The sequence below is a fragment of the Bacillus sp. FJAT-45037 genome (genome assembly GCF_002797325.1).
Lineage (GTDB): Bacteria > Bacillota > Bacilli > Bacillales > Bacillaceae_D > Alkalihalophilus.
Window position 1 is genome coordinate 273,769 of record NZ_KZ454938.1, and the last position, 20,038, is coordinate 293,806.

At 42.1% G+C, this 20,038-nt stretch carries 15 protein-coding genes, 17 tRNA genes, 3 rRNA genes and 2 pseudogenes; 33 read left to right on the top strand and 4 right to left on the bottom strand.

What is annotated here, in order from left to right; genetic code table 11:
* Window positions 1-154 precede the first annotated feature (154 nt).
* Window positions 155-1,453, bottom strand: a complete 1,299-nt coding sequence (locus tag CDZ88_RS01230; protein WP_100371828.1) for a glutamate-1-semialdehyde 2,1-aminomutase — start codon at window positions 1,451-1,453, stop codon at window positions 155-157.
* 144 nt (window positions 1,454-1,597) lie between these two features.
* Complete coding sequence (locus tag CDZ88_RS01235) at window positions 1,598-1,768, bottom strand: sporulation histidine kinase inhibitor Sda (RefSeq protein ID WP_100371829.1); 171 nt, start codon at window positions 1,766-1,768, stop codon at window positions 1,598-1,600.
* Window positions 1,769-1,920: 152 nt separating this feature from the next.
* Between CDZ88_RS01235 and CDZ88_RS01240 the strand changes: the two genes are divergently transcribed.
* The 4 genes from CDZ88_RS01240 (at window position 1,921) to perR (ending at window position 3,860) form a co-directional block, all read left to right on the top strand.
* Window positions 1,921-2,343, top strand: a complete 423-nt coding sequence (locus tag CDZ88_RS01240) for a potassium channel family protein (RefSeq protein WP_232718517.1) — start codon at window positions 1,921-1,923, stop codon at window positions 2,341-2,343.
* Between the two features lie 63 nt (window positions 2,344-2,406).
* On the top strand, window positions 2,407-2,874 hold the full coding sequence (bcp, locus tag CDZ88_RS01245; RefSeq protein WP_100371830.1) for a thioredoxin-dependent thiol peroxidase: 468 nt from the start codon (window positions 2,407-2,409) through the stop codon (window positions 2,872-2,874).
* Window positions 2,875-3,023: 149 nt separating this feature from the next.
* Entirely contained in the window at window positions 3,024-3,317 is a 294-nt protein-coding gene (locus tag CDZ88_RS01250) for a cyclic-di-AMP receptor (protein WP_100371831.1), read from the top strand.
* Window positions 3,318-3,422: 105 nt separating this feature from the next.
* Window positions 3,423-3,860, top strand: coding sequence for a peroxide-responsive transcriptional repressor PerR (gene perR, locus CDZ88_RS01255; protein ID WP_100371832.1), 438 nt, complete (start codon window positions 3,423-3,425; stop codon window positions 3,858-3,860).
* An 82-nt stretch (window positions 3,861-3,942) separates the two neighbouring features.
* On the opposite strand, the gene CDZ88_RS01260 is transcribed toward perR, so the two are convergent.
* Complete coding sequence (locus CDZ88_RS01260) at window positions 3,943-4,299, bottom strand: YgzB family protein (protein ID WP_100371833.1); 357 nt, start codon at window positions 4,297-4,299, stop codon at window positions 3,943-3,945.
* Between the two features lie 166 nt (window positions 4,300-4,465).
* Between CDZ88_RS01260 and CDZ88_RS01265 the strand changes: the two genes are divergently transcribed.
* The 27 genes and pseudogenes from CDZ88_RS01265 to CDZ88_RS01395 all read left to right on the top strand — a co-directional run bounded on the left by CDZ88_RS01265 (window position 4,466) and on the right by CDZ88_RS01395 (window position 16,065).
* A complete protein-coding gene (locus CDZ88_RS01265) occupies window positions 4,466-5,341 on the top strand; it encodes a nucleotidyltransferase-like protein (protein WP_100371834.1) in 876 nt (291 codons plus the stop codon).
* Window positions 5,342-5,587: 246 nt separating this feature from the next.
* Window positions 5,588-7,139: ribosomal RNA gene (locus CDZ88_RS01270) — 16S ribosomal RNA — on the top strand.
* Window positions 7,140-7,409: 270 nt separating this feature from the next.
* A 23S ribosomal RNA gene (locus CDZ88_RS01275) occupies window positions 7,410-10,347 on the top strand.
* A gap of 120 nt (window positions 10,348-10,467) precedes the next feature.
* A 5S ribosomal RNA gene (rrf, locus tag CDZ88_RS01280) occupies window positions 10,468-10,583 on the top strand.
* The 16S, 23S and 5S rRNA genes sit together here with 17 tRNA genes alongside, the layout of an rRNA operon.
* A gap of 8 nt (window positions 10,584-10,591) precedes the next feature.
* Window positions 10,592-10,666 (top strand) — tRNA-Asn (locus CDZ88_RS01285).
* 4 nt (window positions 10,667-10,670) lie between these two features.
* Window positions 10,671-10,764: transfer RNA gene (locus tag CDZ88_RS01290), tRNA-Ser, on the top strand.
* Window positions 10,765-10,795: 31 nt separating this feature from the next.
* Window positions 10,796-10,870, top strand: a tRNA-Glu gene (locus tag CDZ88_RS01295).
* 32 nt (window positions 10,871-10,902) lie between these two features.
* A tRNA-Val gene (locus CDZ88_RS01300) sits at window positions 10,903-10,978 on the top strand.
* A gap of 59 nt (window positions 10,979-11,037) precedes the next feature.
* Window positions 11,038-11,114: transfer RNA gene (locus CDZ88_RS01305), tRNA-Met, on the top strand.
* 18 nt (window positions 11,115-11,132) lie between these two features.
* A tRNA-Asp gene (locus CDZ88_RS01310) sits at window positions 11,133-11,209 on the top strand.
* A 12-nt stretch (window positions 11,210-11,221) separates the two neighbouring features.
* Window positions 11,222-11,297 (top strand) — tRNA-Phe (locus CDZ88_RS01315).
* 10 nt (window positions 11,298-11,307) lie between these two features.
* A tRNA-Thr gene (locus tag CDZ88_RS01320) sits at window positions 11,308-11,383 on the top strand.
* A gap of 74 nt (window positions 11,384-11,457) precedes the next feature.
* Window positions 11,458-11,542, top strand: a tRNA-Tyr gene (locus CDZ88_RS01325).
* Window positions 11,543-11,549: 7 nt separating this feature from the next.
* Window positions 11,550-11,623 (top strand) — tRNA-Trp (locus CDZ88_RS01330).
* A 12-nt stretch (window positions 11,624-11,635) separates the two neighbouring features.
* Window positions 11,636-11,711, top strand: a tRNA-His gene (locus tag CDZ88_RS01335).
* Window positions 11,712-11,729: 18 nt separating this feature from the next.
* Window positions 11,730-11,804, top strand: a tRNA-Gln gene (locus CDZ88_RS01340).
* A 7-nt stretch (window positions 11,805-11,811) separates the two neighbouring features.
* Window positions 11,812-11,886, top strand: a tRNA-Gly gene (locus CDZ88_RS01345).
* A 15-nt stretch (window positions 11,887-11,901) separates the two neighbouring features.
* Window positions 11,902-11,975, top strand: a tRNA-Cys gene (locus CDZ88_RS01350).
* A gap of 14 nt (window positions 11,976-11,989) precedes the next feature.
* Window positions 11,990-12,078 (top strand) — tRNA-Leu (locus tag CDZ88_RS01355).
* 6 nt (window positions 12,079-12,084) lie between these two features.
* Window positions 12,085-12,161: transfer RNA gene (locus CDZ88_RS01360), tRNA-Arg, on the top strand.
* 44 nt (window positions 12,162-12,205) lie between these two features.
* A tRNA-Leu gene (locus tag CDZ88_RS01365) sits at window positions 12,206-12,288 on the top strand.
* Between the two features lie 168 nt (window positions 12,289-12,456).
* On the top strand, window positions 12,457-12,930 hold the full coding sequence (locus CDZ88_RS01370) for a WapI family immunity protein (protein WP_100371835.1): 474 nt from the start codon (window positions 12,457-12,459) through the stop codon (window positions 12,928-12,930).
* A 31-nt stretch (window positions 12,931-12,961) separates the two neighbouring features.
* Window positions 12,962-13,784: pseudogene (locus CDZ88_RS01375) on the top strand (SPL family radical SAM protein).
* 442 nt (window positions 13,785-14,226) lie between these two features.
* Window positions 14,227-14,583 (top strand): YidH family protein, encoded by a 357-nt coding sequence (locus CDZ88_RS01380; RefSeq protein WP_100371836.1) that lies wholly within the window; start codon window positions 14,227-14,229, stop codon window positions 14,581-14,583.
* A 39-nt stretch (window positions 14,584-14,622) separates the two neighbouring features.
* Window positions 14,623-15,000: a hypothetical protein gene (locus tag CDZ88_RS01385; RefSeq protein ID WP_157796429.1), complete on the top strand. Its 378-nt coding sequence runs from the start codon at window positions 14,623-14,625 to the stop codon at window positions 14,998-15,000.
* Window positions 15,001-15,094: 94 nt separating this feature from the next.
* On the top strand, window positions 15,095-15,673 hold the full coding sequence (locus tag CDZ88_RS01390) for a polysaccharide deacetylase family protein (RefSeq protein ID WP_100371838.1): 579 nt from the start codon (window positions 15,095-15,097) through the stop codon (window positions 15,671-15,673).
* 29 nt (window positions 15,674-15,702) lie between these two features.
* Complete coding sequence (locus CDZ88_RS01395; RefSeq protein WP_100371839.1) at window positions 15,703-16,065, top strand: rhodanese-like domain-containing protein; 363 nt, start codon at window positions 15,703-15,705, stop codon at window positions 16,063-16,065.
* A gap of 49 nt (window positions 16,066-16,114) precedes the next feature.
* Here CDZ88_RS01395 and CDZ88_RS01400 read toward each other — a convergent pair whose 3' ends face one another.
* On the bottom strand, window positions 16,115-17,737 hold the full coding sequence (locus CDZ88_RS01400; protein ID WP_100371840.1) for a PAS domain-containing sensor histidine kinase: 1,623 nt from the start codon (window positions 17,735-17,737) through the stop codon (window positions 16,115-16,117).
* Window positions 17,738-18,259: 522 nt separating this feature from the next.
* Here CDZ88_RS01400 and CDZ88_RS17935 point away from each other — a divergent pair.
* Both CDZ88_RS17935 and CDZ88_RS17940 read left to right on the top strand, forming a co-directional pair.
* A pseudogene (locus tag CDZ88_RS17935) lies at window positions 18,260-19,006 on the top strand (cache domain-containing protein); the annotation flags it as partial.
* Between the two features lie 123 nt (window positions 19,007-19,129).
* Window positions 19,130-19,957 carry a methyl-accepting chemotaxis protein gene (locus CDZ88_RS17940; protein WP_442857106.1) on the top strand — a complete coding sequence of 276 codons (828 nt, stop codon included), beginning with the start codon at window positions 19,130-19,132 and terminating at the stop codon, window positions 19,955-19,957.
* Window positions 19,958-20,038 lie beyond the last annotated feature (81 nt).

A 20,038-nucleotide genomic window follows, 5' to 3' on the forward strand; every position in this document is an offset into this window, starting at 1 on the left:
GTCTCATGTTGATACGTACTTACTTCTGTGACGAGCACAAACTGTAATTTTTTTCATACCGAAGGTACTATACAATGACTTCGAATATGAATCAACCTCTTTTCATAAAAATAATTAATGTAAGCGCCAGTTTAAACTAGCGCTTCATTTTATTTTAGAGGGATTTTGCGACGCATTCAAATGCATAATCAACTGCCTCTAATGTTTGTTTGATGTCTTCATCTGTGTGTGCAGTCGTTAGAAACCACGCTTCGTATTTAGAAGGGGCAAGATTAATGCCTTGCTTTAACATCGCTTTAAAGAAGATAGCGAACTGCTCTCCATTCGTTTCCTCAGCTTGTTTGTAGTTTTTGATCGTTTCTTTGGTGAAATAGATCGTTAATGCCCCTTTTAGTCGGTTCATTGTAATATCGACAAGGTGTTTTGTCGCGAGTTCTTGAATCCCACTTTCTAACACGGCACCTAATCGATCGAGATTTTCATACACGCCTTCTTCTTTTAATACTTCGAGACAAGCAATTCCAGCACTCATGGAAGCAGGATTCCCAGCCATTGTACCTGCTTGATAAGCGGGTCCAAGTGGTGCTACTTTTTCCATAATATCAACACGACCACCGTAAGCTCCGATTGGCAATCCGCCTCCAATAATTTTTCCTAAAGCTGTCATATCAGGCTCGATTCCAAGGTAATTCTGCGCTCCACCATACATGAAACGAAAAGCAGTAATGACCTCATCATAAATAACAAGAGCTCCAGCCTCATGAGTAAGTTCATTAACAGCCTGCAAAAATCCTGGTTCTGGTTCTACAATGCCAAAATTACCTACGATTGGTTCAACAAGAACGGCGGCGATTTCTTCCCCCCACTTGTTAAGAGCTTCTTTATACGCCTCAATATCATTGAAGGGAACGGTAATAACTTCTTTTGCGATACTTTTTGTTACTCCAGCTGAATCTGGTGTGCCAAGAGTAGCTGGACCTGAACCCGCAGCGACAAGAACTAAGTCAGAGTGACCGTGGTAACATCCGGCAAATTTTATGATTTTATCACGGCCGGTAAAAGCTCGCGCTACTCGTATAGTCGTCATGACTGCTTCTGTACCTGAATTAACAAAGCGAACCTTTTCAAGAGAAGGGATCGCTTCCTTTAACATTTTGGCAAATGTATTTTCATATCTTGTAGGTGTACCATATAAAACACCGTTCTCGGCAGCTTTTGTAATGGCAGCTGTAATATGAGGGTGCGCATGCCCCGTAATGATGGGTCCGTAAGCTGCTAAATAGTCAATGTATTGATTACCATCGACATCCCAAAAATAGGCTCCATTGGCACGTTCCATAAACACAGGAGTACCGCCACCGACACCTTTATAAGCGCGTGATGGACTATTCACCCCACCAAGTATGTGCTTTTGCGCTTCACTATATAATGCTTCTGATTGTTTGAAATTCATGTAGTCATTCCTCCATACGATTTTAATTCAGTTGTTCCGATTAGTCATGTAAGCATATAGTCATTCAATCATAAGCTGTACGTTAGAACAAGTGAAACTCGTATGAAATCAAAGGAGAAGTCGTGAAGTCATTGGGGTTATAGATTAATTATGATGGAGTTGTGCGAATGCGTTTAGAGAGGAGTTAGGTAATAAAGGGAGGAGGTCTCGACGGTATAGTTCTTCAAGGAGTAATTCAATAAAGTCGTAACTTAACTTGAGGGATACGGCTTTTTGGTAACTTTCAACTAACAATTTATCGGAGAGTTGGTCCATATATATACACCACCTTCATGACTAATGGTGAAATAATATTTCCTTCATAATAATACAATTTTAAAATGGTTTCTATAGTTCGATTTTATTACTATTTTTTCAGGCAAGCTCATAGATTTAAGGGTAGGTTCGTTTAGGGGAGTGGGGTTAACTTGGTTGCGTTATTATATCTAATCATGCTCATAGCGGCGATTGGCATTATAATGAGTTTTCTTTTAATGCTGCGCTATCGACCGAATAGTCGGCGACATAAAGTGTCTCTTCGTCATTTTGCCATGCTTGTCATAGTGTATGTAACGGTTATGCTTGCGTTTGCTATTTTATATATGACTTTGGAGCTTTTAGGAATTCAAGTATTATCAGAGGCAAGTCATCAAGTAGGGAAAAGGTTCACGCACCTAGCACTGGATGCTGTTTACTTTAGTGCCATTACACTTTTGTCTGTAGGGTATGGGGATATTGTACCAATTGGTTTCGGGCGAATTTTAGCTATTGTACAGGCTTTATTTGGCTACCTCCTTCCAGTTGCGTTTGTAGTGACGACTGTTATCCGATTAGAAGATAAGGTACAATAGTTGTAACGATATAAAACTTTGGCTACTCTATTACTAGAGACTGATAAGAAAGGTTGTGGCAAGATGAAAGTAGAAGTAGGACAAGTGGCTCCAAACTTCACATTAAAAGCAAACAATAGTGAAGAAGTATCTTTAAGTCAATTCAAAGGAACGAATGTTGTCCTTTATTTCTATCCTAAAGATATGACACCAGGTTGCACAACTCAGGCTTGTGACTTTCGTGATCGTATCGATTCATTCCAATCACTTGATACAGTTATTTTAGGAGTTAGTCCCGATCCCGTTGCGCGCCACGAGAAGTTCATAGATAAATACGATCTACCGTTCTTACTATTAGCAGATGAGGAACATACTGCTGCAGAGGCATTTGGTGTGTGGCAGTTAAAGAAAAATTTCGGTAAAGAATATATGGGCATTGTTCGATCGACTTTTGTTATTGATCGTGAAGGAAAGATCGTCAAGGAGTGGCGTAAAGTACGAGTGAAAGACCATGTAGAAGAAGCATTAACGTTTATAAAAGAAGAGCTCTAACAAGAAAGCGAGGGAAAACTCTCGCTTTTTTCTAAAAAAGAAAATCCTAAGAAAAGAAGTTGATCATTTTTCTCATAGGTAGGGAACGAAAGAGTAATCGAATGAATAAATGTAAGGAAAGACTATAGAATAGCGGGGGGAGATGAGTAATGAAACTTCTTGTTTGTATTATTGATGATTTTTATTCAGCTCAAGTTGAAAGGGATTTGCGAGAAAAGGGATATCGGATGACGGAGCTTGCGAGTTCAGGTGGATTTTTAAAAAGAGGAAACACGACATTCCTATTTGGAATTGATGAGAAAGATGTTGATTCATTAAAATCATCGTTACAAGCAGCTTGTTTATCAGTTGAGAAAAGAAAGAAGAGAAAATCGAAAACCGAACATCGCTATACATCTTTTCTTCTAGATGCGACACATGCTATACCGTTCTTGACTAATTGAGTGCACAGTCTGTTTTGATTGATTGACTTCAAACCGTTTTTTGTATTATACTAATTATAAAGATTATAAAGTAAGAATTGTTTTTTGAAAGTGAGGTGCATGACGATGTCTAATCATCGCTTGCAAGATGCAATTGATGCACTTAAGAGCACCCGTGTTCGTATGACGCCTCAACGTCATGCCATTTTAGAATTTCTATATGAAACGTCTACACATCCAACTGCAGATGAAATATACAAAGCACTAGAAGCTCGTTTTCCGAATATGAGTGTGGCTACTGTTTACAATAACTTACGTGTCTTTAAAGGAGCTGGAATCGTAAAAGAGCTTACGTATGGAGACTCATCAAGTCGTTTTGACTGTGTGACAACCGATCACTATCATGTTATCTGTCAAGATTGTGGGAAGATCGTTGACTTCCATTATCCTGGACTCGATGAAGTGGAAACTTTAGCTGAACATGTGACTGGATTTAAGGTGCATACCCATCGTATGGAGATCTATGGAACATGTAAAGAGTGTACAAAAACAGTTCAACATTAATTAAATGTGAAGTACCTTTTGCGTTTTAGGCAGGTGATCCTTGCTTAAGGCGCTTTTATTTTGATTAAAAAAACGGAGCCACTTAGCTCCGTTTAGACTTTTGGTTATAAGATTCATCGAATTCTTTGCCTGTTAAGGTTGGATCGAGAGTTAGAGGTTCTCTACAGTGCATGCACGCATCGACTCTTCCTAACATTTTTGTAGGTCGGTTACAGCTAGGGCAAGTGACCTGAACCGATTTGGTTGAAAGCATCCCAATCCAGAAATATACAACGGTACTTGCAATAATAAATAGGAAGCCGAGAAGCATAGAAATCGTCATAAGAACAGGAGACTCTCTAAAGAAGATTCCAACGTACATAATGAGAATCCCAACAAAAACGAGCGATAAAGCAAACGTTCTGATTTTATTTATTTTATTTGAATATTTAATAGCCAAATTCATCCCTCCTAAAATAAAGTATAGCATAGGGTATAGAGGACGTGAACATTGTAAAAGAACTGCAAGAAAAATTAAGAGGATTTGAAGGATATCGCCAGGTTTTGTCGAATAATTTACCTCAACAAGATCCTAGTAGCGTGTGATGCAATTGAGGAGGACAAGGATGGATATGTTATTAAGGCAGCTTTATCAGGATCGAGCGAGTGAAGAAGATACGTTTGCTATATTAACGATTGAAAAGGAGACTTCTCCATTATCTATATTAGATGGCTTTGATTCGGTTGTACTGGTTATCAAGAATGATCCGAAAGTAGATTGGCATGTAAAGCACTACCAAGTAGGGGAAGAAAAAGTTGCGCTACATTCTTTAAGTCAAACGACGATGCATTATTCTCTAATTGCAGGAACGCATCGACGTTTAGTTGATTGGCTTTTCCATGGTAAGATTGTGTTTGATCGCAATGAATTTTTGCAAGGGGTAAAAGAAAGAATCGATACATTTCCCCCAGGTGATCGAATGAAGAAGATGACGATCCAGTTTTCTAAGATGTTAAGAAGGTTTGATGAGGGGAAAACACTTTTCCACCATCATCATACATTTGATGCATTTAGTAATATGATGCATGCGCTTCATCATTTAGCGAGATTAGCTGTTATTCGTCATGGTTTTTATCCAGAGGTAACCGTGTGGGAGCAAGTTAAAAGAATTGAACCGGAAACATACAAGTTATATCAAGAGCTTTTAAAGAGTGAAGAATCCTTAGAAAAACGTATTCAACTATTTATTTTAGCAACAGAATTAGCTGTTCGTTCTAAAACAAAAGTCGGTTCGGAACACTTCCTTTCCTTATTGCACGGAAAAGAGGAAGGATGGACCATCGCAGAAATGATGGAGATCCCTGAAGTTCAGGAATACAGAATTGATCTTGAACTACTTGTTAATTTTCTCATTGAAAAAGAGTATTTAGTAGTCGATCAGAGAGAAACGAAAGCAAAAGGAATTCAACATTTAAGGTATCAATTAAAAAACTCAAATTAATTTAGAAATAGTGTTGACTTTATTTTTCGTGCGTGATAAATTATTACTTGTCGCTGACAACAACAGTTGTTACGCACGAAAAAAACAATTTTAAAAGTTGTTGACTCATGATTGGTTATTTGATAAGATAATGAAGTCGCCAACAACGACGTAACAAAAACGTTCTTTGAAAACTGAACAAAAGCCAAGCGAAAAAATGAGATACATGATATCTCGTCAATGTTTTATTTTGAGCAATCAAACACTTTTATGGAGAGTTTGATCCTGGCTCAGGACGAACGCTGGCGGCGTGCCTAATACATGCAAGTCGAGCGGATCAAAGGGAGCTTGCTCCCTTTGATTAGCGGCGGACGGGTGAGTAACACGTGGGCAACCTACCTATAAGATTGGGATAACTCCGGGAAACCGGGGCTAATACCGGGTAATCCTTTTCTCCACATGGAGGAAAGGTAAAAGATGGCTTCGGCTATCACTTATAGATGGGCCCGCGGCGCATTAGCTAGTTGGTAAGGTAATGGCTTACCAAGGCGACGATGCGTAGCCGACCTGAGAGGGTGATCGGCCACACTGGGACTGAGACACGGCCCAGACTCCTACGGGAGGCAGCAGTAGGGAATCTTCCGCAATGGACGAAAGTCTGACGGAGCAACGCCGCGTGAGTGATGAAGGTTTTCGGATCGTAAAGCTCTGTTGTTAGGGAAGAACAAGTGCCGTTTGAATAAGGCGGCACCTTGACGGTACCTAACCAGAAAGCCACGGCTAACTACGTGCCAGCAGCCGCGGTAATACGTAGGTGGCAAGCGTTGTCCGGAATTATTGGGCGTAAAGCGCGCGCAGGCGGTCTTTTAAGTCTGATGTGAAAGCCCACGGCTCAACCGTGGAGGGTCATTGGAAACTGGGAGACTTGAGTACAGAAGAGGAGAGTGGAATTCCACGTGTAGCGGTGAAATGCGTAGATATGTGGAGGAACACCAGTGGCGAAGGCGACTCTCTGGTCTGTAACTGACGCTGAGGCGCGAAAGCGTGGGGAGCAAACAGGATTAGATACCCTGGTAGTCCACGCCGTAAACGATGAGTGCTAGGTGTTAGGGGTTTCGATGCCCTTAGTGCCGAAGTTAACACATTAAGCACTCCGCCTGGGGAGTACGACCGCAAGGTTGAAACTCAAAGGAATTGACGGGGGCCCGCACAAGCAGTGGAGCATGTGGTTTAATTCGAAGCAACGCGAAGAACCTTACCAGGTCTTGACATCCTTTGACCACCCTAGAGATAGGGCTTTCCCCTTCGGGGGACAAAGTGACAGGTGGTGCATGGTTGTCGTCAGCTCGTGTCGTGAGATGTTGGGTTAAGTCCCGCAACGAGCGCAACCCTTGATCTTAGTTGCCAGCATTCAGTTGGGCACTCTAAGGTGACTGCCGGTGACAAACCGGAGGAAGGTGGGGACGACGTCAAATCATCATGCCCCTTATGACCTGGGCTACACACGTGCTACAATGGATGGTACAAAGGGCTGCAAAACCGCGAGGTTGAGCGAATCCCATAAAGCCATTCTCAGTTCGGATTGTAGGCTGCAACTCGCCTACATGAAGCCGGAATTGCTAGTAATCGCGGATCAGCATGCCGCGGTGAATACGTTCCCGGGCCTTGTACACACCGCCCGTCACACCACGAGAGTTTGTAACACCCGAAGTCGGTGGGGTAACCTTTATGGAGCCAGCCGCCTAAGGTGGGACAGATGATTGGGGTGAAGTCGTAACAAGGTAGCCGTATCGGAAGGTGCGGCTGGATCACCTCCTTTCTATGGAGTATTTTAACTCTAGTCGATGTATGACCTTGGGTCATATGCGCTTTGGATCTTTTGTTCAGTTTTGAGAGAACACAAAACTCTCAACATAAGCTAAGGGAATAAGGAACCACGCTAAGTTCGCAACGTCCTGTTGCAACGCCTGGTACTTACATCCTGTAAGCATTGTTCTTTGAAAACTAGATAATGAAATGTAAACATGAACGTTCATCGAAAGATTGAACGAGAATGTCAAGAATTCAACAACCTTTTTTAATTTTTTTTGGTTAAGTTAGAAAGGGCGCACGGTGAATGCCTTGGCACTAGGAGCCGAAGAAGGACGCGACGAACAGCGAAATGCCTCGGGAAGTTGTAAGTAAACGTTGATCCGAGGGTATCCGAATGGGGGAACCCACTATTCGTAATGGAATAGTACCCATGCCTGAATACATAGGGCATGAGGAGGCAGACCTGGGGAACTGAAACATCTAAGTACCCAGAGGAAGAGAAAGCAAATGCGATTACCTGAGTAGCGGCGAGCGAAACGGTAACAGCCCAAACCAAGAGGCTTGCCTCTTGGGGTTGTAGGACACTCAATACGGAGTTACAAAGAAATAGGATAGGCGAAGCGATCTGGAAAGGTCCGCGGTACAAGGTAACAGCCCTGTAGTCGAAATTCTATTTTCTCCTGAGTGGATCCTGAGTACGGCGGGACACGTGAAACCCCGTCGGAATCCGGGAGGACCATCTCCCAAGGCTAAATACTCCCTAGTGACCGATAGTGAACCAGTACCGTGAGGGAAAGGTGAAAAGCACCCCGGAAGGGGAGTGAAACAGATCCTGAAACCGTGTGCCTACAACTAGTTGGAGCCCATTAACGGGTGACAGCGTGCCTTTTGTAGAATGAACCGGCGAGTTACGATGTCGTGCAAGGTTAAGCTGATAAGGCGGAGCCGTAGCGAAAGCGAGTCTGAATAGGGCGATGAAGTACGACGTCGTAGACCCGAAACCGTGTGATCTACCCATGTCCAGGGTGAAGTTCAGGTAACACTGAATGGAGGCCCGAACCCACGCATGTTGAAAAATGCGGGGATGAGGTGTGGGTAGGGGTGAAATGCCAATCGAACTCGGAAATAGCTGGTTCTCCCCGAAATAGCTTTAGGGCTAGCCTCGAGGTTGAGAGTTTTGGAGGTAGAGCACTGATTGGACTAGGGGTCCCCACAGGATTACCGAATTCAGTCAAACTCCGAATGCCAAAAACTTTTACTCGGGAGTCAGACTGCGAGTGCTAAGATCCGTAGTCAAGAGGGAAACAGCCCAGACCATCAGCTAAGGTCCCCAAGTATACGTTAAGTGGAAAAGGATGTGGAGTTGCCCAGACAACCAGGATGTTGGCTTAGAAGCAGCCACCATTTAAAGAGTGCGTAATAGCTCACTGGTCGAGTGACTCTGCGCCGAAAATGTACCGGGGCTAAACGTATCACCGAAGCTATGGATTGACACCTTTGGTGTCAGTGGTAGGGGAGCGTTCTAAGTGCAGCGAAGTCAGATCGTAAGGACTGGTGGAGCGCTTAGAAGTGAGAATGCCGGTATGAGTAGCGAAAAGAGGGGTGAGAATCCCCTCCGTCGAAAGCCCAAGGTTTCCTGAGGAAGGCTCGTCCGCTCAGGGTAAGTCGGGACCTAAGCCGAGGCTGAAAAGCGTAGGCGATGGACAACAGGTTGAAATTCCTGTACCACCTCCTCACCGTTTGAGTAATGGGGGGACGCAGTAAGGTAGGGTAAGCGCGCTGATGGATATGCGCGTCCAAGCAATTAGGCTGAGAAGTAGGCAAATCCGCTTCTCGCGAAGGCTGAGTTGTGATGGCGAGGGAAATTTAGTACCGAAGTTCCTGATCCTACACTGCCTAGAAAAGCCTCTAGCGAGGTGAGAGGTGCCCGTACCGCAAACCGACACAGGTAGGCGAGAAGAGAATTCTAAGACGCTCGGGAGAACTCTCGTTAAGGAACTCGGCAAAATGACCCCGTAACTTCGGGAGAAGGGGTGCTCTATTAGGGTGTATGCCCGAGAGAGCCGCAGTGAATAGATCCAAGCGACTGTTTAGCAAAAACACAGGTCTCTGCGAAGCCGCAAGGCGAAGTATAGGGGCTGACACCTGCCCGGTGCTGGAAGGTTAAGAGGAGGGGTTATCCTTTGGGAGAAGCTCTGAATTGAAGCCCCAGTAAACGGCGGCCGTAACTATAACGGTCCTAAGGTAGCGAAATTCCTTGTCGGGTAAGTTCCGACCCGCACGAATGGTGTAACGATTTGGATACTGTCTCAACGAGAGACCCGGTGAAATTATAGTACCTGTGAAGATGCAGGTTACCCGCGACAGGACGGAAAGACCCCATGGAGCTTTACTGTAGCTTGATATTGGATGTTGGTACAGTTTGTACAGGATAGGTAGGAGCCTTGGAAGTCGGAGCGCCAGCTTCGACGGAGGCGTCGGTGGGATACTACCCTGACTGTGCTGACATTCTAACCTCGGACCGTGATCCGGTTCAGGGACAGTGTCAGGTGGGCAGTTTGACTGGGGCGGTCGCCTCCTAAACAGTAACGGAGGCGCCCAAAGGTTCCCTCAGAATGGTTGGAAATCATTCGAAGAGTGCAAAGGCATAAGGGAGCTTGACTGCGAGACCTACAAGTCGAGCAGGGACGAAAGTCGGGCTTAGTGATCCGGTGGTTCCGCATGGAAGGGCCATCGCTCAACGGATAAAAGCTACCCTGGGGATAACAGGCTTATCTCCCCCAAGAGTCCACATCGACGGGGAGGTTTGGCACCTCGATGTCGGCTCATCGCATCCTGGGGCTGAAGTAGGTCCCAAGGGTTGGGCTGTTCGCCCATTAAAGCGGTACGCGAGCTGGGTTCAGAACGTCGTGAGACAGTTCGGTCCCTATCCGTCGCGGGCGCAGGAAATTTGAGAGGAGCTGTCCTTAGTACGAGAGGACCGGGATGGACACACCGCTGGTGTACCAGTTGTTCCGCCAGGAGCATCGCTGGGTAGCTACGTGTGGACGGGATAAGTGCTGAAAGCATCTAAGCATGAAGCCCCCCTCGAGATGAGATTTCCCATGGAGTTAATCCAGTAAGACCCCTTAGAGATGATGAGGTTGATAGGTCTGGTGTGGAAGCGTGGCGACACGTGGAGCTGACAGATACTAATCGGTCGAGGACTTATCCAAAACTATTCTTGACACATGTTTACGAAACCACGCTAAGTTCGCGACGTCCTGTCGCAACGCCTGGTACCCACGTCCTGTGGGCATTATCTAGTTTTGAGAGAACAACTCTCAATTTTCTAGTTTGGTGGCGATAGCAAAGAGGTCACACCCGTTCCCATGCCGAACACGGACGTTAAGCTCTTTTGCGCCGATGGTAGTTGGGGGCTTCCCCCTGTGAGAGTAGGACGTTGCCAAGCAGTAGTATTCCACAGTAGCTCAGTGGTAGAGCAATCGGCTGTTAACCGATCGGTCGTAGGTTCGAGTCCTACCTGTGGAGCCAATTAGGAGAGCTGTCCGAGTTGGCCGAAGGAGCACGATTGGAAATCGTGTAGGCGGTTTAAAACCGTCTCGAGGGTTCGAATCCCTCGCTCTCCGCCAGCAAAGATTTACCATATATAGATAGTAAGTAGGCCCGTTGGTCAAGCGGTTAAGACACCGCCCTTTCACGGCGGTAACACGGGTTCGAATCCCGTACGGGTCACCATATAAAAAAATATTTAATACAACACCAGTTATGGAGGATTAGCTCAGCTGGGAGAGCACCTGCCTTACAAGCAGGGGGTCGGCGGTTCGAGCCCGTCATCCTCCACCATTTATTTCAAAAGGAGAGATTGACTCCTTAGAAAAACATCACCTATATACTTAAAACGTCGCGGGGTGGAGCAGTTCGGTAGCTCGTCGGGCTCATAACCCGAAGGTCGGAGGTTCAAATCCTCCCCCCGCAACCAATTTATTTCACTTATAATGGTCCGGTAGTTCAGTTGGTTAGAATGCCTGCCTGTCACGCAGGAGGTCGCGGGTTCGAGTCCCGTCCGGACCGCCATTTTTTAAAAACGGCTTGGTAGCTCAGTCGGTAGAGCAATGGACTGAAAATCCATGTGTCGGCGGTTCGATTCCGTCCCAAGCCACCATCTATTATTTGCCGGTCTAGCTCAATTGGTAGAGCAACTGACTTGTAATCAGTAGGTTGGGGGTTCAAGTCCTCTGGCCGGCACCATCTGATTCCAGTCAACGTATCAATTTGAACTTGACAGTATGATAGATAGTGTAGTAAAGTTGTTATTGTTATTTGGAGGGGTAGCGAAGTGGCTAAACGCGGCGGACTGTAAATCCGCTCCCTCAGGGTTCGGCGGTTCGAATCCGTCCCCCTCCACCATTTTTATAGGGGCATAGTTTAAAGGTAGAACAGAGGTCTCCAAAACCTCCGGTGTGGGTTCAATTCCTACTGCCCCTGCCAATTTTAAATATGGCGATTGTGGCGAAGTGGTTAACGCACCGGATTGTGATTCCGGCACTCGTGGGTTCAATTCCCATCAGTCGCCCCATATATTTCTTCAAGATAATGGGCTATCGCCAAGCGGTAAGGCAACGGATTTTGATTCCGTCATGCGTAGGTTCGAATCCTGCTAGCCCAGCCATTTTTTTGCGGAAGTAGTTCAGTGGTAGAACACCACCTTGCCAAGGTGGGGGTCGCGAGTTCGAATCTCGTCTTCCGCTCCATTTTTAATTTAAAGAGGCGGCATAGCCAAGTGGTAAGGCACGGGTCTGCAAAACCCTTATCCCCGGTTCAAATCCGGGTGCCGCCTCCAAAGATTTCTGTCGTGCCGGGGTGGTGGAATTGGCAGACACACAGGACTTAAAATCCTGCGGTAGGTGACTATCGTGCCGGTTCAAGTCCGGCCCTCGGCACCATATATTGCGCCCTTAGCTCAGCTGGATAGAGTGTTTGACTACGAATCAAAAGGTCGGGAGTTCGAATCTCTCAGGGCGCACCATTCTTTTTTTTATGTACAGGCATTTTTACAACGAATTAAGTTATGCCGAAGTGGTGGAATGGCAGACACGATGGACTCAAAATCCATTGCCTTCACGGGCGTGCGGGTTCAAGTCCCGCCTTCGGTATCGAATAAAGCGTAAACCTCACAGTGATTTTTGTGAGGTTTTTTTGTTTGTTTTTTGGTTAAGTGTAGTTGAGCCTTACTTCTTAATAAATAGGATTGACTAATGTTTGGATGAAAGGGAAAAGAAATTCGTCAAAGGAATTGATAATCAACGAAATGAGGGATGAATTTGAAAAAAGACGAGATCAAGCTCTTTAGAGACTATCCATATGCTGAGCTTAATTCACAAGATGACTTATATTGTTTTAAAATTTGCACATATAATTATGCTTATCCGAAAGCTGATAATAGGTCGGATGCAGATTGGCACAGAAATTATCTTTACTTTACACTTCCAGGATTTAGAGTAGAAGTGAATGAGATCATTTTAGAAGGGCAGTTCGTGCAGTTCATTATAAAGGAATTAGAACAATTCTCTTTACAAAAGAAAGAAAATGTCGTTATAGAGCCAACTGAACCATTCTTTGGATTTACTCTATCATTAAGGGGACCGAACAAAGTCAATGTAGAAGGTTATATACAATATCCAGTTGGACAAGGTACAGAATTAATATTTGAGTTTGAGACGGATCTCAAAAATGTGAATAAGTTTCTTACAGGATTAAAAGCTATAGAGAGAGAATATCCTTCTCGGAATATATAAGAGATAATGAGAATAGTGGGAGGCATTTAACATGAATAGAAATATAACCTACAAAGAGCCTAAAAAAATATTAACTCCTGCTAGTGGTTTTTTATATGGGTACACTCATTCACTTAATCCCTATTCAGGCTGTTTATTTGGGTGTTCATATTGTTATGTAAGACAGAGTCCGGTTGGCTTATTTCGTGGGGGAAAATTGGGGTAGCTGGGTAGATGTGAAACAAGGAATTCATGAAAAGTATAAGCGTGAAATGATTAATTTGAGAAAAAGAGGCAAACAAGTCACTATATTTATGTCTTCAGCAACAGATCCGTATCAATCAGTTGAGTATAAAGAAAAGATTACACGAGCATTACTTGAGGTAATGGTTGAATTTCCTCCTGATTTTTTATTTGTTCAAACAAGAAGCGCGCTTGTAACAAGAGATATTGACTTATTCTTACTGTTAAAAGGTCGATTACGAATTAGTATCACAGTGGAAACAGACGATGATCGTATACGAAAAGTATTTACTCCCCAGGCACCGCCAATCGAAGGAAGGTTAAAGGCCATCAAACAACTGAAAGAGAACGGATTACCAGTTCAAGTAGCCGTTGCACCTGTACTTCCTTTTTCTTCGTCATTTCCAGAGAGGTTGTCTCAACTTGTTAATCGAATTGTAATTGATGATTTCACAGGTGACGGGAGTAAAGGGAAACGAACAGAACGGCTTAAGGTAAAAGAATTATATACTGAAGCAGAATTCGAGAAATGGTATGGCCAAGACACTCAGCTACATGCATATGAACAGATGAAAAAAACATTTACTAACGAACAGATTTTCTTCAGCAAAGAAGGATTCATGCCATTTTAGTTAATTGTCTATCCGAAAAATTTCAACATATTGGTTGAAGTTTTTTGATGTGCTAAAAGAAATAAAATCGAGTAAGGTACAATAAGGCATATGATCATCAACTTGACCATATACCCTTATAGGTATATAATGATGAATATAAATAGTTTACTTAGAGGAGGCTAAATGATGACAGAGCATGATAAGAACGCATGTCATACAGGCCATTGAGGCATAAACAAAAGTAAAACAGACGGGAAGAAGGCAATGAAATCAAAGCCGCCTATATGACCTGCTGTTTATTTATGGTTCCTGGTAGGAGCTATCTTTGTAGTTTATAACATCTTTTTATACGTTAGTGGTTTTTTTAATTAAGAACAGCATGATTGATTGGGGAGGGCTCTTATCTTTACTAGAGTAGTAAAAATAAAAGTCCCTTCCTTTGAAGAAAAGAGGGATGTATATGGATGAATCAAAATATATCCAGCAGCATTTAGCTAATGAGCGAACCTATCTAGCTTGGGTGAGGACGGCTATTGCAATCATTGGGATTGGTTTTTTAGCTACAACTTTGCACTTTAATACACCAATGCATGAATATGTTGATTTTGTACTCGCGATTTTTATTAGTTTATTTTCACTTATGTTGGGGTTGTTTACAATTGTTCTTGCGACAACTATTTACTACCGTAACCGAAAAGCGATTAACACCCAGACATTTCATTCTTCCTACAAATTGATTATCTCTATGACCTCAGTCGTTATTGCAGTGTTAATCTTCTTTTTAGTGTATTATCTATTTTTATTTATAGGCTCGTAAGGGAAATAATAAGTCAGGCTAAGGCAGATGGGGGGATATATGAGTATTATTTTGATATTGAGTTCTTTTTTTATGATGTATATCCTATATAAAAGGTATCTCCCTGTAATAGGGTTGCGATGTACACCAATAGCAAAGGTGCAAAATAGTGTGCATGTCTTGCTTGATGTAAGGGATTTTCCGTTGTCGTATCATTCAAATGTAAGCGAAGCATTATCTATCCCATTAGCTTATTTAAAAAGAAATTATGCTCAACTCGAAGGGAAATCGATTGTGTTGATTGGATCCGATAAAGTAGAGATCCATTTGAGTGCCCGTTTTTTAAAGTCAAAAAGAATAAACGTAACGGGGTATGCTATTATGAAAAATAAAAAACAAGAACCTTGTATGAATTATCATGAGATGTGTGGAACATAAATGTAAATGAACGGGGGGAGAGATGGTGTTGCGAAAAAGTCCATGAGTAGCAACCGAGTTCGGAATTGGGTACAATTCCTTTGATATACGGGTGATGGTTAACGCAAGACAGCAAATATTAACAGAAGATAGATTTGTTGTTCTTACCTTTGATGATGGACCAACTAGGTTATTAGAACCTATCCTCGATATTTTATTAAGTGAACAGATACCAGCTATGTTCTTTTGGCAAACGCGTCTACTACATTATAAACGACCTTGGAGACGCGTAATAGAAGAAGGCCATGTTATTGGTACGCATACCATCACACATCCAAATCTTCAAAAACTAAGCTTACTTGAACAACGACGAGAGTTAATGAGAAGCAAAGAATTGATTGAAACGTATACAGGGCAGACTGTACGTTATTTCAGACCGCCGTTTGGTCAATACAATGATCAAACGCTAGATATTGCCGATGAATTAGGATTGAAAACGATTATGTGGGATGTAGCATCGTTTGATTGGATTCTAAAAGCAGAGCCAGAAAGGATTATTCAACATGTGATCGAACAAATAGAGGATGGTTCGATCATCCTATTACATGAATTAAAACAAACATTAATTGTTTTACCAATGTTAATCAAGCAGTTAAAAGATAAAGGGTACGAATTTAAAATACTACCAACGTGATGGTTCCACTCATCAGGAGGAGCAGCAGAATGGAGTTAGTTATTCAAGGTTTATTAATGGTGTTTGTTGTATGGTTTATTTTCAAGCGTATTATGCCAGCTAAAGGAGTTAGGCAAATTACCACAGCAGACCTTAAAAGTGAGATGAATAGAAATGATATTCAACTCGTTGATGTAAGAACACCAATGGAATACAACGGACGGAATATAAAAAAAGCAACGAACATACCGTTAAATGAAATCAAGCAGCGTCAAGGTGAGTTTAAAAAAGATAGAGAGATTATGGTAATCTGTCAAAGTGGAATGAGAAGTAAGAAGGCAGCCAGTACATTAAAGAAACTTGGTTTTGAACAAGTGACTAATGTTAAGGGTGGAATGTCTGCTTGGAGATGAGATTCGGGCAGATGAAAGGGCTGGAACAGTAAGCTGTTCTAGCCCTTTATTATTTTGATTTAGGAAAGGTCATCGTGACGAGCGTGCCTTCATCGACCTTGCTATCATATTCGATCGTCCCTTTATGAGACTCAATAATCTTGAAGCTAACTGTCAAACCTAATCCTGTCCCTTTTTCTTTCTCTGAATAAAATGGCTCTCCAATTCGTTTCATTCGCTCCTGATTAATTCCATCTCCGTCATCGCGGAATTTAACGATGACACGATTCTCTTTTAAAGCAAGATTGATATGGATTTCATCGGAGTTCGCTTCGATAGAATTTTTTAGGATGTTAATAAATAATTGTTTGATTTGATTTAATTCGCAGTCGATAGTAAGTTGCGGGTTTTGACTATGAATATGAACAGATACCCCGTGAAGATTCATTTCTGATTCAAGTAGAGTTAAAACGTCCTTCATTACATGGTTAACGTTCTCTTTTGCAAATGTCATTTCTTGAGGGCGAGAAAGGACTAGTAGTTCACTTACTATTGCATTAATACGATCAAGTTCATCTAGCATAATGTTATGAATGAAGTTTTCTTTTTTGCTTTCAGATTGAAACAGTTGTACAAACCCTTTTAAAGAGGTAAGTGGATTTCTAATTTCATGAGCAATTCCGGCGGCTAATTCACCAATAACGGCAAGCTTTTCTGTCGTTTTTAATTTCTCTTCAGTTTTAATAATCTGAGTAATATCTGTAGCATACCCAATAATCCCTGTAATGTTCTCATTAATAATAATCGGAACGAAAGCACAGTGGGCGATGATTTTGTATCCATTTTTATGTTGCAGAAACACTTCATGGTTAGTTGTTGCCGTTTTTTCTAGAATCGCTTTTTTAAATGAGGAGTACATTCGCTCCTTATCAATATCAGCAATATAATCAAAAATAGGTGTACCGATCGATCGTTCTTTTTTAAAGCCGGTTAATGGTTCGAATCTAGGGTTGAGGTCGGTGATCTTCCCAGATAAATCAACCATATAAACCAGTTCAGGGTTATACTTAAATAAAGATTTATAAATTAATTCACTTTCCTTAAGCTGACTCTCCGCAAGCTTTCTTTCGGTAATATCCCTTCCCATGACGACGAGGCCTTTTCGCTCGTTATTTTGTTTAAACAAAGGAACTTTAATTGTGTCGAATGTTTTTTCGCTGCCATCTGGTAGAGGAATCACTTCTTCGCATCTAGTCACAGTACCCGCTTTCCATGTTTCTTCGTCTGAAGCTTTACACTGGAGAAGGGCTTCACGATAAAAATCAGTGTACTCAGCTAATTCGGCGTCTGTTTTTCCGCGGTAAGAAACCCCCTCTAATTGAAATAATTTCAAACCAAAATCATTTGATTCAATCCAACGACCTTGACCGTCTTTAAAATTAACGAAATCGACCATGGAATTAATTAAGATAGAAAGTTTTTCTTTTTCGGTTTTTAATAGTTCAACCTCCTCGCGTTTTCCTAAGGCATAGTAGATGAAGAAGCCAGTTAATAGGACAAATATAATTCCTTTTATTTTTTGGATATTGAGGTAGGTACCTAGATCTAATGCTAATACTAGGTAGTCTGTCGCAATAATCCAAACAACTCCTAGGAGAATATATAAGAGAAGCATTTTCTTTTTATAACTCATGGAAACGTTCGCGCCCTTCTATGCGTGATAAATATTTTTATGTCTCAGTTGGATAAAACGTCTTTTGGTTTGATAGCTATGTGCCATTTATACAAAGTTATGTTTACTTAACCAGTTAGAACATTATCATACATAGTTCAGATTTGAAACACATTACTTTTAGGGTAAGCATACTTAATCAGTTGTTAAACCAGTAGTTTTCATTCATCAAAAGACCAATCATACTTCTTTACCTTTACTAGTATGTACGGTTCGAATCCTATTCAATCGCTAGTTAGATATGTAGTGAATTTCGTACGCTATTCAGTTGGAAATGATATTGATTCAGGGAATTGTCATATATTGACGATTTTTAAAAGTAAAAGTCTTTTTTCCTGTGTCTTTTAGTCTATAATGATGTGAGGAACATGTCGATAAAAATAGCGGCGACTTTTTAGATGGAATGTACAAACGAATGGTAGTTAGGAGAGGATAGGAATGAATTTACAGAAAAAGTTAATTATTATGTCGATATGCTTGTTAATGCTACCGGCTTTAGCCATTGGAATTACCAGTTATGTTGCAGCTAAACAAAATTTAGATGCACAAGGACAGGTAAATTTAGAAAATGCGGTAGAGATGGCTCTTTATCTAATTGACTCGATGAATGATCGCGTCGAGGCTGGGGCGATTAGCATAGAAGAGGCGCAAGAGCGAGTCAAAGAGCAACTCATTGGCCCATTGCAAGCAGACGGAACACGATCGATTACGACAAATGCAGATTTAGGAGAGTATGGCTACTTTGTCATATACGATGAAACAGGTCTAGAGGTCGCACACCCTACGATTGAGGGCGAGAATGTATGGGATGTTCAAGATAGCAAAGGGAATTATTTTGTTCAAGAACAGATCAGTACAGCATTAAATGGTGGAGGGTTTACAACGTATGATTGGAATTTGCCTAACCAACCAGACAATATTGAACCAAAGATCATGTATAATGCGTTCGATCCGAATTGGGGCTGGGTTGTCACCGCGGGATCTTACATGCTCGACTTTAATCAAGGAGCCAATGACATTCTTGTAACAATGATTGTCACGCTTGTCGTGTCCTCTCTTATTGGCATGGTCGTTGTCGTGTTATTTGCTAGAAATATTTCGCATCCTATTAAAAAAGTGACGCATCATGTTCAGCAAATAGCGGCTGGTGATTTAACTGGCGAAGAGTTAATTATCGATCGTAAGGATGAGATTGGTGAACTTGCCAATAATACGAATCGAATGAAAGAACAATTAGAGCAATTATTGACTCAAGTGTCTGATACGACGTCTCAGCTTGCTGCATATTCAGAAGAACTAAATGCAAGTTCCACAGAGACTAGCAAAGCATCAGAGGATATTTCAACATCGATCATGAAAGTATCGGAAAGTTTGGATGATCAAACAAACCAGGCACAAGGAACGAAGGAAGTTGTTCAATTAATTACTAATAAAATTCAACTGATCCTCAAACAAAGTGAGAAGGTCGATCATTTTAAAGAAGGCACACAACAGTCCTTGTCTAGAGGGAAAGAAACATTCGCTAAGACGATTGAGCAGATTGCTGTGATTGAAAAGAATGCAACAGAAACGGGTCATACGGTAATGGAATTAAAACATAAGTCTGAAGAGATTGAGGGGATTATTTCGGTTATTACGAATATTGCCGACCAAACGAACCTTTTAGCTTTAAATGCTGCGATCGAGGCGGCACGAGCAGGTGAGCATGGTCGAGGGTTTGCAGTTGTAGCCGATGAAGTTCGTAAACTTGCCGAGCAATCGAACCAATCTGCAAAAGATGTCCAAGCGTTAATAAAGGATATTCAATTAGGTATTGATACATCTGTTCAATCTATGGAAGGTGGCCGAATATCTGTCTTAAAAGGAATTGAACAAGCAGAACAAGCTGGGCAAGATGTGAATCAAATCGAGGAAACAATGAATGAGTTATCAGCAATGATTGCAGAAATTGTTTCCTCGGCAAATGAGATTTCTAATGAAGCGACGATGATGAATGAGTCTGCAACAGAAACGAGTTCGTTGCTTGTCGAGTCATCTAGCTATACGCAAAGTGTAGCAGCAGCCTCAGAAGAACAATTAGCAGCAATGGAAGAAGTGGCAGCATCGTCTGAATCTCTTGCACATATGGCAGAAGAGTTAAAGATGACAGTCGCAAGATTTAGTTTAAATAAAAATAAATAAAGAAGAGAAATAGACGGACGGATTGGAACATTACCTCATGAGTGGGGGCGTGTTCCTTTTTTGTGGGTATGAAAGGACGTT

Excerpts from the sequence above, each read along its gene's own strand:
- CDZ88_RS01230 (WP_100371828.1), bottom strand. The coding sequence starts at position 1,453 with ATGAATTTCAAACAATCAGAAGCATTATATAGTGAAGCGCAAAAGCAC.
- CDZ88_RS01235 (WP_100371829.1), bottom strand. The coding sequence starts at position 1,768 with ATGGACCAACTCTCCGATAAATTGTTAGTTGAAAGTTACCAAAAAGCC.
- bcp (WP_100371830.1), top strand. The coding sequence starts at position 2,407 with ATGAAAGTAGAAGTAGGACAAGTGGCTCCAAACTTCACATTAAAAGCA.
- CDZ88_RS01250 (WP_100371831.1), top strand. The coding sequence starts at position 3,024 with ATGAAACTTCTTGTTTGTATTATTGATGATTTTTATTCAGCTCAAGTT.
- perR (WP_100371832.1), top strand. The coding sequence starts at position 3,423 with ATGTCTAATCATCGCTTGCAAGATGCAATTGATGCACTTAAGAGCACC.
- CDZ88_RS01265 (WP_100371834.1), top strand. The coding sequence starts at position 4,466 with ATGGATATGTTATTAAGGCAGCTTTATCAGGATCGAGCGAGTGAAGAA.
- CDZ88_RS01380 (WP_100371836.1), top strand. The coding sequence starts at position 14,227 with ATGGATGAATCAAAATATATCCAGCAGCATTTAGCTAATGAGCGAACC.
- CDZ88_RS01385 (WP_157796429.1), top strand. The coding sequence starts at position 14,623 with ATGAGTATTATTTTGATATTGAGTTCTTTTTTTATGATGTATATCCTA.
- CDZ88_RS01390 (WP_100371838.1), top strand. The coding sequence starts at position 15,095 with ATGGTTAACGCAAGACAGCAAATATTAACAGAAGATAGATTTGTTGTT.
- CDZ88_RS01395 (WP_100371839.1), top strand. The coding sequence starts at position 15,703 with ATGGAGTTAGTTATTCAAGGTTTATTAATGGTGTTTGTTGTATGGTTT.
- CDZ88_RS01400 (WP_100371840.1), bottom strand. The coding sequence starts at position 17,737 with ATGAGTTATAAAAAGAAAATGCTTCTCTTATATATTCTCCTAGGAGTT.
- CDZ88_RS17940 (WP_442857106.1), top strand. The coding sequence starts at position 19,130 with ATGAAAGTATCGGAAAGTTTGGATGATCAAACAAACCAGGCACAAGGA.